The organism is Bacteroides sp. AM16-13 (assembly GCF_003602705.1).
Lineage (GTDB): Bacteria > Bacteroidota > Bacteroidia > Bacteroidales > Bacteroidaceae > Bacteroides > Bacteroides xylanisolvens.
Genome location: NZ_QTLK01000021.1, coordinates 26153 through 47669, shown reverse-complemented (window position 1 = coordinate 47669; position 21517 = coordinate 26153). Strand labels below are relative to the sequence as shown.

The 21517-nt window shown below is 40.9% G+C and carries 15 protein-coding genes; 12 read left to right on the top strand and 3 right to left on the bottom strand.

The features are described from left to right. Positions 1–22: 22 nt before the first annotated feature. The 3 genes from DW173_RS16615 to DW173_RS16605 all read right to left on the bottom strand — a co-directional run bounded on the left by DW173_RS16615 (position 23) and on the right by DW173_RS16605 (position 2803). The gene (locus tag DW173_RS16615; RefSeq protein WP_004324510.1) at positions 23–640 is read right to left on the bottom strand and encodes an FKBP-type peptidyl-prolyl cis-trans isomerase; all 618 of its coding nucleotides are present in this window, start codon (positions 638–640) and stop codon (positions 23–25) included. A gap of 11 nt (positions 641–651) precedes the next feature. Then, positions 652–2193, bottom strand: coding sequence for a glycine--tRNA ligase (locus DW173_RS16610; protein WP_004299629.1), 1542 nt, complete (start codon positions 2191–2193; stop codon positions 652–654). Positions 2194–2296: 103 nt separating this feature from the next. Beyond that, complete coding sequence (locus DW173_RS16605) at positions 2297–2803, bottom strand: HU family DNA-binding protein (protein ID WP_004314067.1); 507 nt, start codon at positions 2801–2803, stop codon at positions 2297–2299. A 232-nt stretch (positions 2804–3035) separates the two neighbouring features. Between DW173_RS16605 and DW173_RS16600 the strand changes: the two genes are divergently transcribed. From DW173_RS16600 to DW173_RS16545, 12 genes are all read left to right on the top strand, one after another. Continuing rightward, positions 3036–4205 (top strand): xylose operon transcription regulator XylR, encoded by a 1170-nt coding sequence (locus DW173_RS16600; protein ID WP_120144814.1) that lies wholly within the window; start codon positions 3036–3038, stop codon positions 4203–4205. 240 nt (positions 4206–4445) lie between these two features. Further along, a complete protein-coding gene (locus DW173_RS16595; protein WP_120144813.1) occupies positions 4446–5351 on the top strand; it encodes an alpha/beta hydrolase in 906 nt (301 codons plus the stop codon). Then, on the top strand, positions 5345–6763 hold the full coding sequence (locus DW173_RS16590) for a Gfo/Idh/MocA family oxidoreductase (RefSeq protein WP_120144812.1): 1419 nt from the start codon (positions 5345–5347) through the stop codon (positions 6761–6763). Before DW173_RS16595 ends, DW173_RS16590 begins: the two co-directional genes overlap by 7 nt. A gap of 54 nt (positions 6764–6817) precedes the next feature. Beyond that, the gene (locus tag DW173_RS16585; protein ID WP_120144811.1) at positions 6818–8161 is read left to right on the top strand and encodes a DUF1080 domain-containing protein; all 1344 of its coding nucleotides are present in this window, start codon (positions 6818–6820) and stop codon (positions 8159–8161) included. 93 nt (positions 8162–8254) lie between these two features. After that, entirely contained in the window at positions 8255–10909 is a 2655-nt protein-coding gene (locus DW173_RS16580) for a hypothetical protein (protein WP_147402055.1), read from the top strand. A 131-nt stretch (positions 10910–11040) separates the two neighbouring features. After that, positions 11041–14121, top strand: a complete 3081-nt coding sequence (locus tag DW173_RS16575; RefSeq protein WP_120144809.1) for a SusC/RagA family TonB-linked outer membrane protein — start codon at positions 11041–11043, stop codon at positions 14119–14121. Between the two features lie 22 nt (positions 14122–14143). Further along, entirely contained in the window at positions 14144–15634 is a 1491-nt protein-coding gene (locus DW173_RS16570) for a RagB/SusD family nutrient uptake outer membrane protein (RefSeq protein ID WP_120144808.1), read from the top strand. A gap of 24 nt (positions 15635–15658) precedes the next feature. Then, the gene (locus DW173_RS16565) at positions 15659–17146 is read left to right on the top strand and encodes a DNRLRE domain-containing protein (protein ID WP_120144807.1); all 1488 of its coding nucleotides are present in this window, start codon (positions 15659–15661) and stop codon (positions 17144–17146) included. A gap of 38 nt (positions 17147–17184) precedes the next feature. Next, positions 17185–18501 carry a sugar MFS transporter gene (locus DW173_RS16560; RefSeq protein WP_120144806.1) on the top strand — a complete coding sequence of 439 codons (1317 nt, stop codon included), beginning with the start codon at positions 17185–17187 and terminating at the stop codon, positions 18499–18501. Between the two features lie 21 nt (positions 18502–18522). Beyond that, on the top strand, positions 18523–19710 hold the full coding sequence (gene nagA / locus DW173_RS16555) for an N-acetylglucosamine-6-phosphate deacetylase (RefSeq protein WP_120144805.1): 1188 nt from the start codon (positions 18523–18525) through the stop codon (positions 19708–19710). Further along, entirely contained in the window at positions 19691–20482 is a 792-nt protein-coding gene (locus tag DW173_RS16550; protein ID WP_120144804.1) for a glucosamine-6-phosphate deaminase, read from the top strand. Before nagA ends, DW173_RS16550 begins: the two co-directional genes overlap by 20 nt. Positions 20483–20509: 27 nt before the next feature. Continuing rightward, positions 20510–21517, top strand: coding sequence for a Gfo/Idh/MocA family protein (locus DW173_RS16545; RefSeq protein WP_120144803.1), 1008 nt, complete (start codon positions 20510–20512; stop codon positions 21515–21517).

The following is a 21517-nucleotide window of genomic DNA, read 5'->3' as shown; positions in this document are numbered from 1 at the left end:
TTCTTAAATAACAATATATTTTTTAATCTTTTGACGGCTCCGACTTCTTCTGAATACTATCTGCATCAAGCAGTTGAATATCAAAAATCAAAGCTGAATAACCAGGAATGAGAGTTGTATTACTATTTCCGGTACTGCCATAACAATATTTCCAAGGTATATATATCAACCAACGTTCACCAACTTTCATATGAGGTATTGCTTCTTTCCAGCCTTCTATTACACTACCGGACAAATCGAATGACACTGGAGGGGTATCCGGTTGAGAGGCATTCGAATCTCCATCCACCGGATCAGCTCCCTCAAAACCATCGAAACGTTCACCCAATATATTCGTACCTTTATAGAAAGCCTTCACAACCGCTGTGGATGTCGGCTTCTCTCCGAGAACTTCCGTATGTACGCTATTCACAGTGATCGGAGTTTTCGTCTTATAATAAATATAATCATTGCCTTGTTCCACTTTAATCCGTAGTAACAGAGGGTCAGTTCCCGCTTCAAACACATTTGCCAAAGAATCAATAAATGATTCATTGCGTGAACGCCAATTATCATACTTGTCTACTGTTTCCGTTTCACTACAAGCAGTGAACGCCAAAGCCAGCAATACTAAGGAGAATAAATAGATCTTTTTACTCATTCGTCAAAGGTTTATTGTAAAGTTTTCAATAGAGAAGTGATGCTTACTCTGTCTGCGATGATGTTATTCAGTTCAGAGATAGCTACACGCTCTTGTTGCATGGTATCGCGGTTACGCAATGTCACACAGTTATCTTCTAATGTCTGATGATCGACTGTTACACAGTACGGAGTACCAATAGCATCCTGACGGCGATAACGCTTACCGATACTATCCTTTTCGTCATATTGGCAATGGAAGTGGAACTTCAGGCTGTCAATAACCTCACGGGCTTTTTCAGGCAGACCGTCTTTCTTTACCAACGGCATAACTGCCAGTTTCACCGGAGCCAAAGCAGCAGGCAATTTCAGAACCACACGGCTTTCACCATTCTCCAATTGCTCTTCGCAATAAGATGCGCTCATGATGCTAAGGAACATACGGTCAACACCGATAGAAGTTTCGATTACGTACGGAGTATAAGACTCGTTCAGTTCCGGATCGAAATATTTGATGCTCTTGCCGGAGAACTTCTCATGTTGAGACAAGTCGAAGTTAGTACGAGAGTGGATACCTTCCACTTCTTTGAATCCGAACGGCATCAGGAATTCGATATCAGTAGCGGCATTTGCGTAATGAGCCAGTTTATCGTGATCGTGATAACGATAGCTTGCATCGCCGAATCCAAGAGCTTTATGCCATTTCAAACGGATTTCTTTCCATTTCTTGAACCAGTCAAGTTCAGTTCCCGGTTTTACAAAAAACTGCATTTCCATCTGTTCGAACTCACGCATACGGAAGATGAACTGACGGGCAACGATTTCGTTACGGAAAGCCTTACCAATCTGTGCGATACCGAAAGGAACTTTCATACGACCCGTCTTCTGTACATTGAGGTAGTTTACAAAAATACCTTGTGCAGTTTCCGGACGAAGATAAATCTTCATGGCTCCTTCGGAAGTAGAACCCATTTCAGTAGAGAACATCAGATTAAACTGACGAACTTCTGTCCAGTTCTTTGTACCGGAGATCGGGCATACGATTTCTTCATCAATAATGATCTGACGCAATTCTTCCAGATTACCGTCGTTCAGAGCCTTAGCAAAGCGAGTGTGAAGTGCGTCACGTTTTGCCTGATGCTCCAATACACGTCCATTGGTAGAACGGAATTGAGCCTCATCAAAAGATTCGCCGAATCTCTTGGCAGCTTTCGCTACTTCTTTATTGATTTTATCGTCATACTTAGCCAGCTGATCTTCGATCAACACGTCAGCACGATAACGTTTCTTAGAGTCTTTATTGTCAATCAAAGGGTCATTGAATGCGTCTACGTGTCCGGAAGCCTTCCAGATAGTAGGATGCATAAAGATGGCAGAGTCGATACCGACAATGTTCTCGTGCAACAGCACCATGCTGTCCCACCAGTATTTCTTGATGTTATTTTTCAATTCAACGCCCATCTGACCGTAGTCATACACAGCGCCTAGTCCGTCGTAGATATCGCTCGAAGGGAATACGAAACCATACTCTTTGCAATGCGATACAAGCTTCTTAAAAACGTCTTCTTGTGCCATTTTCTTTTCTATATCTATTAATTTGAATTTGCTTTTTTCGTAAAAAGTGCCACAAAGATAGGGATTTATCTCATAAATAAGACAGGGAGGGTATTAATTTATCTTATTCCTGAACTTCTTCCTCGATTTCCGGTGCCACCATACGGTCATATTCTTCCCGCTCCTGCTCCCGGTCCGCTTTCTTCATTTCTTTGGTCAGCATCTCTTCGGGCATATACAGATTAAAAGGAATACGCATGCATTTCATTTTTTTCACTTCCCGGCTAAATTCAGGACAAGCCACGAAATAGACACGTGAAACGGACACCTTTCCCGGGGTTACCTGTTCGGGGCGTTCAAATCCCGGACTGGTCAGTGACGTATGGAATGTGCCAAGTCCTTCGATAGTAACCGGCTGTCCGATAGACAACAGACTACGGATAGCATCAACCATTTCCGTCAATATACCATCTATCTGCCCGCGATGAAATCCACTCCGTTTTTCCATGTACTCGGCAAATTCTCTATTCCGAATCGGATCTATCAGTTTTTTGGGTACACCATACCATAATTCTTTTCTTTCTCCCGATGTTAAATCGGCTTTTTTTCTCACTACATAAGGCACTGCCATCGTTTATACTCCTTTCTTTTTTCGTTTATACTCGCGTTCTATCTGACACCCGGGTCTCAATGGTGTTGACACCCGGGTGTCAAACATACCAACACCCGGGTGTCAGTGCTCATGAGACCCGGGTGTCAGATAAGTGTTGGCTGCAACAAAAATAAGTCTTTATTATAGGAAAACAAAGGAATTCTTCTATATTTGTGCATCCCTACATTATACTAAAGAAAAACATAGAACTATGATTAAGATTCTTCTATTGATAGACTATTCAAGCGAATTTGACAGGAAACTGCTACGGGGACTTGTCCAATACTCCAAAGAAAACGGCCCCTGGCTCTTTTACCGACTGCCTTCTTATTATAGCGCAATGCATGGTGAACAAGGCATTTTGAAATGGGCCAAAGAATGGAAAGCCGACGCCATTATCGGTCAGTGGAATAACGATACGATCGATTTGCAGAAGGAGCTGAATATTCCGGTAGTACTACAAAACTACCATCACCGGAGCGTCACTTACTCTAATCTGACAGGTGATTATAAAGGTACGGGAAGAATGGCAGCCCAGTTTTTTGCCAAAAGAATGTTTCGCAATTTTGCTTATTTCGGTGTTAAAGGAGTTGTTTGGTCTGACGAACGCTGCGAAGGTTATCGGCAGGAGGTAAAACGTATCGGAGGCGAATTTTTCAGTTTCGAATCGGATAAGCAGGAAGACGAGATAAGAATGGAAGTAAGCCAATGGTTGCAGCAACTCCCAAAGCCAGTCGCTCTATTTTGTTGTGATGATGCGCACGCCCTGTTCATTTCTGAAACTTGCCGGATGAACAACATTCATATCCCCGAAGAAATCGCTCTATTGGGTGTAGATAACGACGAACTGATGTGTAATATTTCCGACCCGCCTATTTCATCCATAGAGCTGGAAGTAGAAAGAGGAGGCTATTCTATCGGCAGACTCATCCACCAACAAATAAAAAAGGAACATGAAGGCACTTTCAATATTGTTATCAACCCCATACGTATCGAACTACGCCAATCGACGGAAAAACACAATATCAAAGACCCTTATATCCTCGAAGTAGTGAAATATATAGATGCACATTACAGCTCCGACCTGACGATAGAATCTTTGCTTGCCAACATTCCGTTATCGCGCAGAAACTTTGAGGTGAAATTCAAACATGCGATGAATACTTCTATATATCAGTATATTCTGAATTGCCGAGTTGATCATCTGGCAGACTTACTGCTTACGACCAATCGCCCATTGGCAGACATCGCAGTAGACGCAGGATTCAAAGACTATAACAATATCTCGCGTATTTTCAAGAAGTTCAAAGGCTGTTCTCCTCTGGAATACCGTGAGAAAAAGGCCAAAACAACTAAAGCAAGACAGATACCCGAAAAGTAATGTACTTGCATTTTTCGTTTTATAGGCGTTCATTTTCCTATCAAAAGTGCACATAGTCATAGAGAGTTCTTCAAACCGCATTAAATAAGTCGCTTTTTGAAGATAGATTTTCGTTTTTGCCACTGCCATTGTCTTTGAAACAGGATACTTTTGTATCATTAACCAGTCAGCCGTTCTAAAGAGACTATTACCAGAAAATTAAATTTCCAAATCAACAATTTAATATAAAAATATCATGCAATGAAAAACACCCAATGGAAACCCAGGTTAACCGCCTCTCTATTTATTATTCTTTTAATGTGTACTTTCAATTGTTTTGCACAAGGAATAACGAAAGCAGACGGAACATATACAGAACCGGGACGATATATCAAGGACATCCGCTACGGAAACCAAAGAAGTGATATTTCTCCCAAAGATCGTTCCTCTGACAGATTACTAGATATTTATCTCCCAAATCAGAAACCACCTCAAAATGGATTCCCCGTTTTTATCTTCATCCATGGCGGCGGTTTTTCAGGTGGAGATAAATATGGAAAATCAGGTCTTAGTCCTATTTGCAAAGCAATGATAGACAGAGGATTTGCCGTAGTCTCTATAAATTACTACCTAAGAATGAAGTACCACAAGATAAGTGGTCTTTCATGCCAATCACAAATGAGCAACGGACTCCCTTCTGACAAGAAGTTTCATCCGTTAATACAAAAATCTATCGAAGACGCCTCGGCAGATGCCGCTAAAGCATTGAAATGGTTAAAAAAGAATGCAGACAAATATCATTTGGATTCTCATTCCGTAGCACTCTGCGGAGGATCTGCGGGTGCTATAACAGCACTTCACACAGTTTACGTCCGGCAACCGAAAACAATCAAAATTAAAGCTGTAATTAATCTATGGGGAGCAATAGAAAATCCTGAAATTATAACAGCTTCCTCACCTCCAGTACTTACCCTTCACGGAGACCGGGATAAATTAATCAGTGTAAAATACGGATATGCCATCCAACAACGAATGAAAGATATTGGGAATACAAATTCAATGCTATATATCATGAAAAACAGAGGACATGCCGAATACAATTACGTTGCACTCAACTATATGAATGAAATATCTGATTTTATAAAAAGACAACTGAAACAATGGTAACACGAAGAGATTTTTTGAAAACAATGTCTATGGCTTCTGCCGGGTTGGCACTGGGAGCCGGTGACGTACTGAATGCTCAAACTCTTTCCTCCAAAAAAGCAAAGGGTGAAAAGGTAAAGATTGCCTATGTCGGCATCGGAAACCGCGGGGGACAGATCATCAGCGATTTTGAACGGACAGGTATGGTAGAAGTGGTAGCCTTGTGTGATGTAGATATGGGAGCCAAACACACGCAAAAGGTGATGGCTAAATATCCAAAAGCGAAACGTTTCCGGGACTTCCGTCAGATGTTTGACAAAGCCGGAAATGAATTTGATGCCGTGGCAATTGCCACTCCCGACCATTCGCATTTCCCGATCAGTATGCTGGCTTTGGCCTCCGGGAAACATGTATATGTGGAGAAACCACTTGCACGTACGTTCTATGAAGCGGAGTTGCTGATGCAGGCCGCGCTCAAACGTCCCAACCTGGCTACTCAGGTGGGAAACCAGGGACACTCTGAAGCAAACTATTTCCAGTTTAAGGCTTGGATGGATGCAGGTATCATCAAAGATGTGACTGCTGTCGACGCCCACATGAACAATCCGCGCCGTTGGCACAAATGGGATACAAACATTTACAAACTTCCCGCCGGGCAGCAACTACCGAAGGATTTGGAATGGGATACCTGGCTCGGGGCTGTTCCTTACCACGAATACAACAAGGATTATCATCAGGGACAATGGCGCTGCTGGTATGACTTCGGAATGGGTGCATTAGGTGACTGGGGAGCACATATCCTGGATACAGTGCACGAGTTCCTTGAACTGGGACTGCCTTATGAAGTGACCTTACAGTATCAAGAAGGGCACAATGATTATTTCTTCCCTTATTCTTCCACGATTCTCTTCCGCTTCCCGCAACGTAAAGGAATGCCTCCGGTAGATATTACCTGGTATGACGGTCTGGACAATCTCCCTCCGATCCCTGCCGGTTATGGAGTTTCAGGGCTGGATCCGAACATTCCTGTAACAAATCAAGGGAATACACCCAAATCAAAGTTGAACCCGGGAAAGATCATTTATACCAAAGATCTGATTTTCAAAGGTGGCAGTCACGGAAGCACCCTGTCTATTATTCCCGAAGAAAAGGCCAAAGAAATGGCGGGTAAACTGCCGGAAGTTCCCCAAAGTCCTTCCAACCACTTCGAGAACTTCCTGTTGGCTTGTAAAGGAGTTGAAAAAACACGCTCGCCTTTCGAGATCAACGGCGTCTTGAGCCAGGTGTTCTCATTGGGGGTAATGGCCCAGCGGCTCAACACACAGCTGTTCTTTGACAGTCGCACAAAGCAGATTACAAACAATGCATTTGCCAATGCAATGTTAACGGGCCTTCCCCCTCGTAAGGGTTGGGATGAGTTCTATAAGCTATAGTGCTGATTCAACAGGAAATAACAAGAATATTTATTATCATAATAACATAAATAGATGAAAAAAAATATCGTATTAACGTTGCTTTTATTCTGCGCCGCTTCTTTGGGTGCACAAAACTGGGAACCTCTTTTCAACGGAAAGAATCTGAAAGGATGGAAGAAACTGAACGGCAAAGCCGAGTATAAAATTGTGGATAACACCATTGTCGGCATATCTAAAATGGGGACTCCCAATACTTTTCTGACAACATCCAAAAACTATGGAGACTTTATTCTTGAATTTGACTTCAAGATAGACGACGGTTTAAATTCCGGCGTACAGCTTCGCAGTGAAAGTAAAAAGGAGTTTAAAAAGGGGCGTGTACATGGTTATCAGTTTGAAATTGATCCTTCCCAAAGAGCCTGGTCGGGTGGTATCTACGATGAAGCACGTAGAGGCTGGCTATATCCTCTGACGCTAAACCCGTCAGCTCAAACCGCTTTCAAAAACAATGCATGGAATAAGGCTCGTGTTGAAGCTGTCGGCAATTCTATCCGTACTTGGATAAACGGAGTGCCTTGCGCTAACATCTGGGATGATATGTCGCCTTCCGGATTTATAGCTTTGCAAGTGCATGCTATTAAAAATGAGGCAGATGAAGGAAAAACAGTCAGCTGGAAGAATATCCGCATTTGTACGACGGATGTAGAACGTTATCAGACACCGGTATCTGCACCTGAAGTGAATCTGATTGCCAATACAATTTCGCCCGACGAGGCAAAAGAAGGATGGACCCTATTATGGGATGGTAAGACAACTGACGGATGGAGAGGAGCTAAACTCTCTACTTTCCCTGCAAAAGGCTGGAAGATAGAGAATGGGCTCTTGAAAGTTATAAAAAGTAATGGTGCCGAATCTGCCAACGGTGGTGATATTGTGACTACTCGTAAATATAAGAACTTTATTCTAAAAGTAGACTTCAGAATTACCGAAGGAGCGAATAGCGGAATTAAATATTTCGTTAATCCGGACTTGAATAAAGGCGAAGGTTCTGCTATCGGTTGTGAATTCCAGATACTTGATGACGCTAAACATCCGGACGCAAAATTGGGTGTGAAAGGAAACAGGAAATTAGGATCGGTATATGATTTGATTCCGGCCCCAGAAAATAAACCTTTCAATAAAAAAGCATTCAATACAGCTACCATTATTGTAAAAGGCAACCATGTGGAACATTGGTTGAATGGAGTTAAATTGATAGAATATACCCGTAACAGCGATATGTGGAATGCATTAGTAGCATATAGTAAATATAGAGACTGGCCTAATTTCGGGAATGCCAAAGAAGGGAATATACTTCTTCAGGATCACGGCGATGAAGTTTGGTTCAAAAACGTGAAGATCAAGGAACTGAAATAATGCGTTTTTTGAATATTATTTTTCGGTTTTACAATGAGTAATATCCTGATAATTACGCACTTTTGTCTAACGAACATCAAACGTCCTAATATTATGAAACGAATACTTTTTATCATCAGCTTATTATTCTTTATATCCGGACAATCATCTGCTCTAAAGACGATACGTATGTATCCCACTGACCGGTCGACAAACTCATATCAACATGATAAGAAAAAGATTGCAATATATGGTAACGAGCTTAAAGGTCTGGCAAAAAAAATCAATCGGGGTGTTAATGGCGTCGAAACTAAACATTTAACCCGAGCAGGATTAAATGCAGTATCCGCAGCCGACGGACAATTACTCTTATTGTCCGGTAGCACACCGCTGCCGCCCGAAAGCCGAATTGCGATTAACCGTTATTTATCAGCTGGAGGAAATGTAATCGTTATCGGCGATAAAGGATTCGACTATGCTCCACAAGCTACGGATGAAGTTCCATTGGTTAAGTTTTCCGACCGGTCTTCTTACCAAATAAATCGTAAAGAGAAAGAACTGCCCGGTTATCGGGAAAAGGCTACAATCAAAGTTACAACATCACCTGATAACAAAGAAGCTCTGGAACTTTTTACAACAAAGAAGGCCATGCACAGTATGATGATAGAAATATCTACTCAAGATAAAGTAAAACCGGAACTCTCACTGCTGACATTCAATGCAAAAGGTTCTCCCTATATGGATTTATTAGCGTTGGAGATAACAGATCATACAGGTAAGAAATGGTACAACTTTACAAAACTAACTGATACATGGGAAAAATACACCCTTTCATTTGCTGATTTTATACCCGAAGATTATAATAATCCGAATGAAGCTTATCCATTGCTACGCCCTGAAAATATCAGGACCATATCTCTCGGAGTTAACCTGCTAACTGTATGGCGTGAAAAAGAAATGTACTGGGCAGTCAGTTGTTTATCTTTAGCGAAAAATAAAAAAGATATTTATGCTCCAACCTCTGCCTTGAAGCCAATGGAACTTCCTTTTAAAGAAAATAATATATGTTTCCCTGCATGGCTATTTGACCCGTTCCGGGGGGAACGGAACAACTACCCCACTTATCCTGGTAGCAAAATGGGAAGTGACCACAACGCCAAATATGATACGAAACAGAAACGAGAAAGTCGTATCATTCCAATCCTGTCAGAACTTTCTTCCGAAAAAACAGAGCAACCTGTCGGTTATTTAGAGTTATATGCCGGAGGAGAATATAAAGGTTCGGCAGTTGCAACATTCGATCTTCCGCCAACAGCAACTCTCAAGAAGCCGGAAAGTCAGCAAGCACTTTCCAACATCATACATTACCTCTTGGAGAAACCTAAAATAATTGCGACCAAGATCAATACCTGCGTAATCAATGAGAAAATACGACCACAATTACATATTACTGTCAAAAACCCTTTATCTCAAACTGTGAGGGGCAAACTGAATATCGAAATTGCCGGAAAACTATCACAAAAAGCTGATCTTACCATTGCTCCCCTGGAAGTCAAAGAATGCTACATACCTCTCCCCGAAATACCGGAAGACTTTCCTTTCCAACATTTTACCTGGCAAATAACGCTAAAAAACAATGGAAATGAGACAGATGTGTTCTGTGATTCGGTAGATGTAAAGAAAGCGATGCTCTATGCCTTCAGGCATCTAGTACGTAACCAGCAATTCTACCCGGACGGACGTATCAGCCACCATTATTTTGGGGATGCCTACGGAGTAAGAGCTATGTTCGCTTATCTACATTTCTTACAAAATGGAATGAGCAGTTTAAAAAGTAATGATGACTTCCAGCTCGTAACTCCGAAAGAAATAGAAGATTGCGCATTTCGTTTTTACGATATGCTAGCTGACAGGCAAACTGAAGATGGCAAACTTCCTATGGGATATCTGGAACATTCGGACGGATACAATGTTGCAGACGGCGGACAAATAACCCTGGCCATAGCACAATCTTTACCTTATATAACAGATTATGCCCGAAAAGAAAAATATCAGAAACTATGTTCACGATTCCTCAACTGGGCAGAAACGTTTTATATAGACAGCATACGCTCCGCCCAATTAAAGATAAGTGATCCTCAAGAGTTTACAAAAGGGAATGCTTACGAAGGAATGTATGGCTTGGGAGAATATGGCAGAAAAAAAGTACTGACAGGTCCTTCCTGGGTCGGAGCAGATATCCTGGCAGTCCAACTTTGTATGGGAGCACTACAAAAAGATGCGACCCGAATACAATACCAAGCAATTGCCAGAAGAAATGCCAACTATTATGTAAAAGCAGTGTATCCCGCTTCAGGCTACTATCAAGCTGAAGCCTTGTTCTGGGTCCGGTCTGTATTAAATGACCACAACCTGAATGAAATAATAGATAACAATCTAAAACGGACTTTCATTCCTCCTCTATTAAAAGGATGTGAAAATGAGATGTATCTCCGAGGAGGGCGCTGCACATTAAATGCCTTACCACTACTATATTACAAGCGCAATATTCAAGATTCACCGGAGGTTAGAGCCATTTTACTAAAATATATCTGGGCATTCGGTTCTGAAAGTTCATTCGGTTCAATGAAACGTTTATCTGAAAATTATCCTAAAGCTGTACACGGAGAATCATTAACGGTATCAAAATATGCAGCTTTAAGCGCTCTATGGGCTATGGAATTATTAGTACCAGGTTCCACCCTTTTGCCTGAAATGAGGAAACCATAAGATGTTATTAACGCGAAATGAGGACTAATTTGCGTATTTCCACTGATGAAGAAATGGCAAATCCTCTATTTTTGTTGTAAACTTACGCTAGATACATAAAGCACTTAAATCGTTTAATTCAAATTTATAGTATGAAAAACAAAGTCCTTCTATTTTTTATCGGGGTCATCCTCTGCTCTATGGACCTTTTTGCACAAGAACGGAAAATATCCGGCATTGTAAAAGGAGAAAACGACCAAGAACTAATCATTGGAGCAAATGTCATCATTAAAGGGACGAGACGGGGAACAGTAACTAACATCAACGGTAAGTTTACTATCTCTGTTGGACAATCTGACAAAGAACTTGAAATAAGTTATGTCGGAATGCAAAAGAAAACAATCAAACTGGAAGCCAACAAATCCAGTTACGTGATTGAACTGGAAGAAGAATACAATTCACTGGAGGACGTCATAGTTATAGGTTATGGCACTCAAGCCAAACGAGATGTTATCGGTTCCATTACTACTATTTCATCCAAAGACCTGGATTCTAATTCCGGAGGAAATATCAATACTGCTTTGCAGGGAAAAATTCCGGGTATGCAAATCATATCAACGTCCGGTGAACCAGGAGCCGGATCATTGATTCAAATCCGTGGTGCTTCTTCGATAAACGGAAGTAGCGAACCTCTCTACATTATAGACGGTACACCGATTGAAAGCGGAAATATATCCTCTATTGACGGTGATGCTACCTTCAGCCCCATTGCAGGTATTAATCCCAATGACATCGAATCTATCGAGGTACTAAAAGATGCAGCTTCTGCCGCTATTTACGGCTCACGCGCTGCCAATGGTATCGTCATGATTACAACCAAAGGCGGTAATAAGTTTGAAAAAATGGCACCTGTTGTTACACTTAGTCATACGTCAAGTATCGTTTCCATTTCACGCAAGCTGGATGCAATGAATGCCGAACAATTTCGTGCAGCCTACAAAGAAGCTCGTGAAAATAATAATCAGACTGCCGAACAAAGTTGGATTGTCAACCCATTTCACCCTTATTACAACCGCACGACGGACTGGCAGGACGTCATATTCAGAACAGCATATCAAACCCGCAATGACATAAGTGTACGTGGTGGGAACAATAGTTTCTCTTACGGTGTATCAGCCGGATATCGCGATCTTAAGCCAGTAGTGGTCAACACGAAATACAATCAGATTAATCTAAGAACAAATTTCGTGTATAAGGTAGGAAAACGTATCACAGGAGGAACCAAAGTCTCATTCAGTAATATGAATTATACCCGTATCCTTTCTTCGGGTAGCAACAATTACAGTGCATTAAGAGCCGCTCTATTCACCAATCCTTGTTTCTCTCCCTATGATCCTCTTAGTGGTGAATTGGTAGACTGGCTAGGAGTGAGAGAACAACGCAACCCGTTGGCCGTGGCGACGAAAGTGCCCATTCACTTTAAACGCCGTTGGTTTACGATGAACCAATATATACAAGTAAATCTGATGAAAGGGCTCGATTTGAGAGTGAGTGTGTCGGGGGATATCAGCAGAACCAATCAAGACAGCTTCATGCCGAAAGAATTCGACTCCAATACGCCAGCCCGCGACAATGGTAAGTTCCGGCAGAGTGAGGGACAAACTCTTTTAAATGAAAACACTTTATCTTATAGCGGAAAATTCAAATCACATCGTTTAAATGTAGTACTCGGCCAATCATTACAGCAAGACAAAACGGAAACCATCACATTAAACGGAAACGGATACATTGATAAATCTGTGATCACCATTCAAAATGCATCCACTTATACCAATATATCCAGAAGTGAATCGGAAAGAGCACTACTTTCCTTCTTCGGGCGTGTCAGCTATGATTGGAAAGGACGTTATCTTGCATCAGCCACTATCCGTAACGATGGCTCCTCTCGTTTTGGTAAGAATAAACGTTTTGGTACATTCCCGTCAGTCTCTATGGGATGGCGCTTTTCCGATGAAAAATTCATGAATTTTGCCAAAGGTTTCTTACGTGATGCTAAAATCCGTGGTAGTATTGGCGTAACAGGTAATCAGACTATTTCTAATTATGCGGCTTTGGGTTCTTATACAGCCTCATCCAACAAATATGACGGAAATGTGGAAATTCTGTATAACGCAATGCCCAACGACATCATCGGATGGGAAAAAACAACCCAATATAATATCGGTTTAGATCTTTCTTTTTTCAAAGGTCGTGTGGTATTCAACGCAGATGCATATGTAAAGAAAACGAAGGACTTGTTGTTCGATTTCCCCGTTTCCTACTATACCGGCTTCTCTGCTGTCCCCAGAAACTATGGCAGTGTAGAAAATAAAGGATTGGAATTTCTACTCGAAACAGTCAACCTGACCGGTAGATTCAAATGGAAAACGTCTTTCAATATTTCCATGAACCGGAATAAAATCACCGAACTGCCCAATAATGAGGATATCATTATAGGAAACTTTTCGCTGGGAAGGGTTGGCGAACCAATGGGAGTATTCTATGCCCACAGAGCACTGGGTGTCTATTCCAAAGATGAGGATAACGTGTATATACTGCCTAACGGCCAAAAAGATCAAATACGCAAAGGTGCCTCCACTGGCGACCCATTTAAAGGTGGAGACATGATCTGGGAGGATATTGACGGAAACGGAGTCATTGATGACAATGACCGTGTCATCATTGGTGACCCCAATCCTAAATTTATCGGTGGTATGTCCAACACATTCTCATACAAGGGTATTTCTCTGAATATCATGATGCAATGGTCTTATGGAAATAAAGTTATGAATGAGTTCAGACGTACACGTAATGCCATGAGGACCACCGGTAATTTGGGACAGGATGCATTAGCACGCTGGAAAACACAAGGAGATATTACCAATTTCCCCATGATTCGTTACCAAGACAAAATGGAGAACTTCCGTCCTTCTTCTTTCAACATGGAAGATGGTTCTTTCCTACGTATCAAGGAGGTGACTTTAAGCTATAATATCCCTCGCAAATGGTGCAAAAAAGCATTCTTAAAATCTGCCAATGTATATATATCCGGAACGAATCTCCTTACTTGGAGCAAATATAGCGGATACGATCCGGAAGTAAATACCGCGACGTCAGCATTTATCCGAGGAGTAGACAACGGTGCTTTTCCAAAAAGCCGTTCTTACAATCTAGGAGTCAACCTCACATTCTAATCACCTGTAAATATTATCAAATATGAAAACGCTATATATATATCTAATATGTTTTATAAGCGCCGGTTTTTCTGCCTGTTCTCTTCTTGAACTGGAACCGACAACATCATGGTCAACAGAAAACACCCCCAAAGAGGAATCACATCTATATGGCATCCTGTATGGAGGATATAATACTCTTCAATCTGATTTGAGTATTAACTTCCTGATCTATGGTGAAATGAGAGGGGATGCTTTCTATAATAATGCATTTAACGTAAATACTGATAAAGTGGTTAATAATTCACTTGACAATAATATATCTCAAGCTTCATGGTATAATTATTACCGCGCTATCAAACAAGCAAATATTGTTATCAAATTCACCCCACAAGTGCTCGAAGCAGGCGGCATAAGCACAGAAAAGGCAAATGACGTAATGGGCCAAGCTTATTGCCTGCGTGCTTTCGCTTACTTTTGGATTATTCGTATTTGGGGAGATGCCCCTTTGGTAACGGAACCTTATCTGGATTCCAACGATAATTTTGACCGCCCTAGAACTAGTGTAGCCGAAATTATCAAGCAGATACACTCTGACCTGGAAAATGCCGCAAAAATGATTGATAAGAATTCGACCTCACGGACTACTTTCACCCAGACGGCTGCTTATGCCATTGATGCTCATGTATACGCTTGGGAACACCAATATGAGAAAACAATCAGTATGGCAGATAAAGTGCTGGCTAATACCGGTTATACTTTAGCAAATTTATACGATGAAAAATATACCGGTGTAACAGATAATGCCAAAGACAAAAACTTCAAAGCATTCGTACAGGCCAGTGAATACGCACAAATATTTAATGCCGGACGCAGTAAAGAGTCGATTTTCGAATTGGCAAGCAGCGTTGCCGATGGAGATGACCAAAAGAACCTGACATCTTATTTATCCGGCACATACCCTATCCTACGCCCGCGCACAAGATTCGGAGAAGCTATCGACACTGAAGGAAGCTCTTGGAGATCAGCCGCAATACAAGAGGTAGTTAGCGGAAGATACAAAGTTACCAAATTCACTATTGGATTCGATTATACTGCCGACAGTCGTAACATTGTAATGCTTCGCCTCGCAGATATAATTTTATTAAAGGCCGAAGCAATCGCCAACCAAGAAGACACCGACGAAAACCGGAAGGCGATAATGAAGTTAGTGAACCAAATAAGGAGAAGGGCTGCTGGAAGCGGTTATGAGATTCCTGAAGAACAGTTTCTCAATCGTGAAGAATATGATCAGGAAGGAATCAGAGAAATCGTTCTCAATGAACGCAAGTATGAATTAGCCTATGAGGGACATCGGTGGTTTGACCTTATCCGCACAGGTAAAGTTTTCGAAGCTGTCAAAAATAGAGGTAATGATATCGGAGAAGATGAGTCTCCCGCTATCGAACTACATCCAAAAGCGTTGGTATGGCCGATTCACCTCAATGAATTACGCCGAAGCAAATTGATCGAGCAGAACGAATATTATAAATAATTATACTTATTAAAAGCTGAAAATATGAAACTGACTCAATATATGCTGTTAATTGCAGCTCTACTTTTTTCCGGTTGTAATTTGATAACCGATTATAAGTTAGACACCGATCCGAATTATCTGAAAGAGATGTCCTTGATAGAGTACCTTGAAGAAGGAAAAGAAAGTTCGCTTACAATGTATTTGGAAGCAATTAAATATGCCGGTTTGGAAGAACAAATCTCTACCGGAAACCGGACACGCATTATTCCAACCAACGATGCCATAAAGAGTGTATTATCCAGTGTCGGAGTAGAGCAAATCAACCAACTGTCCAAAGGGGTCATCCGCTACCTATTTTCCTATCTGACTTTTGACGGTTCTTACCGTTCCATTGAAATGGAAACCAACCAAAGTGTAAAAGGTATCAGTGACTCCGGAGAACCTATTTTCTTAACTCGTAAAGAAAGTACAAGTAACAAGTTTCTTCTCTATGTAAATGACAGCGAAGAAATCAACAATCAATCTATTGTTGTCATCCGGCAAGACTACCTTTTTAAGGATGGTGCAGCACATGTCGTAGACCAATTACCTTTATATATCAAAAAGGTGAAAGAAACAGATCCTGTTCCGGAAGGTGTCGACCACTCACAAGCTCCCACCTATAATCTGCCTGTGACTGAAGATGCCAATGTATATAGCGGCGCTTCCAATGGCAACTATAATGGGTATAACAAGTTAAATTATCTATGTAGCCGTTCTGGGCGTTACAGATATTCTTTTTTCAAATTCGCCTTATCTCAAGTAGACCTTATCGACAATCTTTTTTCGGCCAAATTATGTTTTAATGTCAAAAAAATAGTAGGCTCATTCGTTCCTTCGTGCGGTGTTTACGCAACGTCAAACGAATGGACGGAAAAAACACTGACTTACAGTAATCGTCCGGAATTCGGAGCGGAAATTTCTATCTCTGACCTGTCAACGGACTGGAACGAAATCAATATCACACAATATATCAAAAATGCTTATGACAATTCAGAAGCAGAAATCTCTTTCGGTTTAAAATTGCTGAACGGTCAGACAATCAGTAATTCTCAAGTAGAAATACATCCGCGTGAAACATCTTCTACAAACTTAAATAATAGTCCTAATGCTGCCTATATCAAATTACAAGGTGCCACCGACAGTGAGCTTCAACTAGATCATAATCAAATAATAAAAGGGAGTATCGGCGGCATCATCACATTAACCAAAGCACACTTGCAGATGTCTGCCGGGCCCAATGCACAATATACATATGATGACAACAATATTATTTTTATCATAGAGCAATTGCCAGTCAATGGCACACTTGTACGTAACGGACTTCCAATGGGCAAATCGGCACAATTCACACAGGCCGAAATAGCAGCCGGTATAGTGAAGTACATCCACAACGGTCAAGGTACAACAGATACCTTTACGCTCAAAGTACAAGATTACACTGGAGGAGTATATGCATCACGACTATCCATGCAAATCAGTCTTCAATAATAAAAACAAAACTGTCATACTTATAAAATAGAAAAGGAATGCCAAACTCTTGTAAACAAAAGCAATATTTCATATCGCTGACGATTCTAGCCGGAATGTTTTTTATATTCGGATTTGTATCATGGGTCAACTCCATCCTGATTCCTTATTTCCGTATCGCTTGCGAACTAACCCATTTCGAATCCTATTTCGTGGCTTTTGCTTTTTATATAGCCTATTTTGTCATGGCTATTCCTTCGGGAATCCTCCTGAAGAAAGTAGGTTTCAAACGAGGAATCATGTATGGTTTTATGTTGACGGCATTAGGAGCTTTTCTTTTTGTTCCGGCTGCTTTAGTTCGACAATTTGAAATATTCCTGATCGGCCTATTTTCTATTGGAACAGGCTTGGCTATTTTACAAACCGCTGCCAACCCCTATGTAACGATCATCGGTCCTATTGAGAGCGCCGCCCGACGAATCAGCATCATGGGAATATGCAACAAGTTCGCCGGGATTATTTCTCCACTCATTTTCGCAGCTTTAATTTTAAAAGCAGACGACAGTGAACTTTTCAGCCTCATAGAATCTGGCACATTGGATGCAATAACTAAAAGTGCCATACTTGATGAGTTAATACAACGCGTCATTGTACCTTATGCCATACTAGGGGGGCTATTAGTATTAGCCGGAATCGGAATCCGCTATTCCATATTGCCGGAGATTAATACAGATGAACAAAATGCAACTGACGAAAAAGAGAACGGGCATAACTCTAAAAAAAGTATTTTCGATTTTCCTTATCTTATATTAGGAGCTTTAGCTATTTTCTTCCATGTAGGGACACAGGTAATTGCTATAGATACCATCATCAACTACGCCAATTCAATGGGAATAGACTTGCTTGAAGCAAAAGTATTCCCCTCATATACATTAGCTTGTACTATGATTGGCTATATATTAGGCATCCTTATAATTCCCAAATATGTCTCACAGACAAAGGCATTGATTATATGTACCGTATTAGGATTGTTGCTTTCATTCGGAGTTGTATTCGCTGATTTCAACGTGACTCTATTCGGACATCAAGCAAATATTTCCATCTTCCTGCTTTGTGCACTCGGCTTCCCGAATGCTTTAATCTATGCCGGGATTTGGCCTTTATCTATCCACGGGCTGGGCAAGTTCACCAAGACAGGTTCTTCACTACTAATTATGGGACTTTGCGGAAATGCCATTTTACCATTGATATACGGTTATTTTGCTGAAGTATATGATCTGCGCATTGGCTACTGGATATTAATTCCGTGTTTCCTTTATCTGATATTCTTTGCAACCAAAGGCCATAAAATCAATTCCTGGAAACGAAACTATTGATAAAAAGACATACTTCATACAATGAAAAGACTTATTATTACCAACGGAAAAATCATTTTACCTACAAGCATAGAAACTGATAAAATACTGATATGTATAAATCAGAAAATCAGGCAAATTGTAGCGAGCAATGAATTTATGCCTCAACCCGATGACCAAATAATAGATGCTGCCGGCAATTACGTAGCACCTGGGTTCATCGATATGCACATTCATGGCGGTGGCGGCCACGATTTCATGGATGGCACCGTAGAGGCGTTTCTAGGCATAGCAGAAACTCATGCGAAATATGGAACTACTTCCATGGTTCCCACTACACTGACATGCTCTGACACAGAATTAATGAATACGTTTGCTACCTATCGGAAAGCTAAAGTCCTCAACACAAAAGGAGCAAAGTTCATCGGTTTACATTTAGAAGGACCTTACTTCTCCCCCAAACAAAGCGGAGCACAAGATCCTACATACTTGAAGAAGCCACAACCGGAAGAATATAACGCCATTTTAGAATCTTCGGAAGATATTATACGCTGGAGTGTCGCTCCTGAATTGGAGGGAGCTATTAAAATGGGACATGTTTTACAAGAGCACCACATACTTCCTTCTATTGCCCATACCGATGCGATCTATGAAGAAGTAACACAAGCATATAAAGCCGGTTATACGCATATAACCCATTTATATTCAGCGATGTCATCTGTCACACGCAGAAATGCCTTTCGCTATGCAGGAGTAGTAGAAGCTGCATACCTAATTGATGATATGACAGTGGAAATCATAGCCGACGGTATCCATCTCCCTAAACCATTACTACAATTTGTTTACAAATTTAAAGGAGCTGACAAGATAGCTCTCTGTACTGACGCCATGCGGGGAGCAGGTATGCCTGACGGAGAATCCATATTAGGAAGTCTGGCTAACGGACAAAAAGTAATCATCGAAGACGGAGTAGCCAAAATGCCTGACCGTTCCGCATTTGCAGGAAGTGTAGCCACCACTAACCGTCTGGTCAGAACAATGATACAACTGGCCGACGTCAGTCTCATCAATGCCATTCGTATGATGACACTTACTCCTGCCCGTATCCTCCATATCGACAAGTCAAAAGGTTCACTGGAGGCCGGGAAAGATGCGGACATCGTTATTTTCGATAATCAAATTAATATCATTCACACAATATCAGAAGGCCATGTTATCTATAGTAAATGAAACTGAAACCAAAGTATTTCAACAAAATCAATTAACTGTCAAAATCTACCCAACCGTTCAGCAAATGGGAAAAGCCGCCGCTCAAGAAGTAGCTGACAGAATATGCAATTTATTGGAAGGAAAAGCTGAAATCAATATGATATTTGCCGCAGCTCCTTCACAAGAAGAATTTCTACATCACTTGATCAGCGATCAGCGAATTAGCTGGAACAGAATCAACGCTTTTCACATGGACGAATATATTGGAGTGCTGCCTGATGCGCCGCAAAGTTTCGGAAACTTCCTCCGAATACGTATTTTTGATAAGGTACCTTTCAAGAATGTCTATTATTTAAACGGGCATGCTACTGATCTGGAAGAGGAATGTACACGATACACCAGTTTATTGTCACAATTCCCCACTGATATTGTCTGTTTAGGAATCGGTGAAAATGGACACATTGCTTTCAACGACCCTGATGTTGCCAATTTCAACGATCACAAACTAGTAAAGATAGTAAAACTTGATCATGTGTGCCGCCAGCAACAAGTCAATGAAAAATGTTTTGAGACACTTGAACAGGTGCCTACGGAAGCTTTAACTCTTACTATACCGGCATTATTAAAAGCCAAATGGATGTTTTGCATCGTGCCTTTCAAGAATAAGGCTCAAGCTGTCTATCGCACAATCCATGGAGATATTTCTGAAAAATGTCCGGCCAGTATATTGCGGAGAAAAGAAAAATCTTCGTTATATTTGGACACAGAAAGTGCACAGTTACTCAATTTATAACTTCTAATATTTTAATTGAAAAGAATTATGAAAAACAAACTATGTCTACTTCTTATTTTATCAAGTTTCGTTTTGAATATTCATGCACAAAAATCTATACGGATAGGAATTATCGGTCTAGATACTTCCCATTCAGTAGCCTTTACAGATTTAATTAATGGAGATAAAGACAATGCTTTTGCCAAAGGCTTTAGAATCGTTGCGGCCTATCCGTATGGTTCAAAAACTATTGAATCCAGCGCTAAACGTATTCCAGGTTATATTAAGAAAGTAGAACAACAAGGAGTAGAGATTGTATCTTCAATCAGTGAGTTATTGGATAAAGTAGATTGTGTACTTTTAGAAACAAATGATGGCAGGCTTCATCTCGAACAAGCTATCGAAGTCTTCAAATCAGGAAAAATCTGCTATATTGATAAACCGATCGGCTCAACATTAGGCGAAGCCATTGCTATCTTCGAGATGGCAGAAAAATATAAGGTCCCTATTTTTTCTTCTTCAGCATTAAGATACTCTCCACAAAATCAGAAATTAAGAAACGGAGAATTTGGAGATATTATAGGAGCCGACTGCTACTCTCCGCATAAAGTGGAACCTACACATCCGGATTTCGGTTTTTACGGAATACATGGAATAGAAACTCTATATACGATTATGGGAACCGGATGTGAATCAGTCAACCGAATGTCTTCAGAAAATGCAGACATTGTGGTCGGACGTTGGAAAGATGGACGAATCGGAACTTTCAGAGGAATAAAAAAAGGGCCTGCCATTTATGGAGGAACAGCGTTCGGCGCCAAAAAAGCTATTGAAGTAGGAGGTTATCAAGGATATAAAGTACTTCTTGAACAAATTTTGAATTTTTTCCAAACAGGAATCTCTCCTATCTCCAGAGAAGAAACAATTGAAATATTCACTTTCATGAAAGCATCCAATATGAGTAAAGAAGAGAATGGAAGAATTGTCACATTGGAAGAAGCTTACCAAAAAGGATGGAAAGACGCCCGGAAATTAATCAAAACCTATAATAAATAA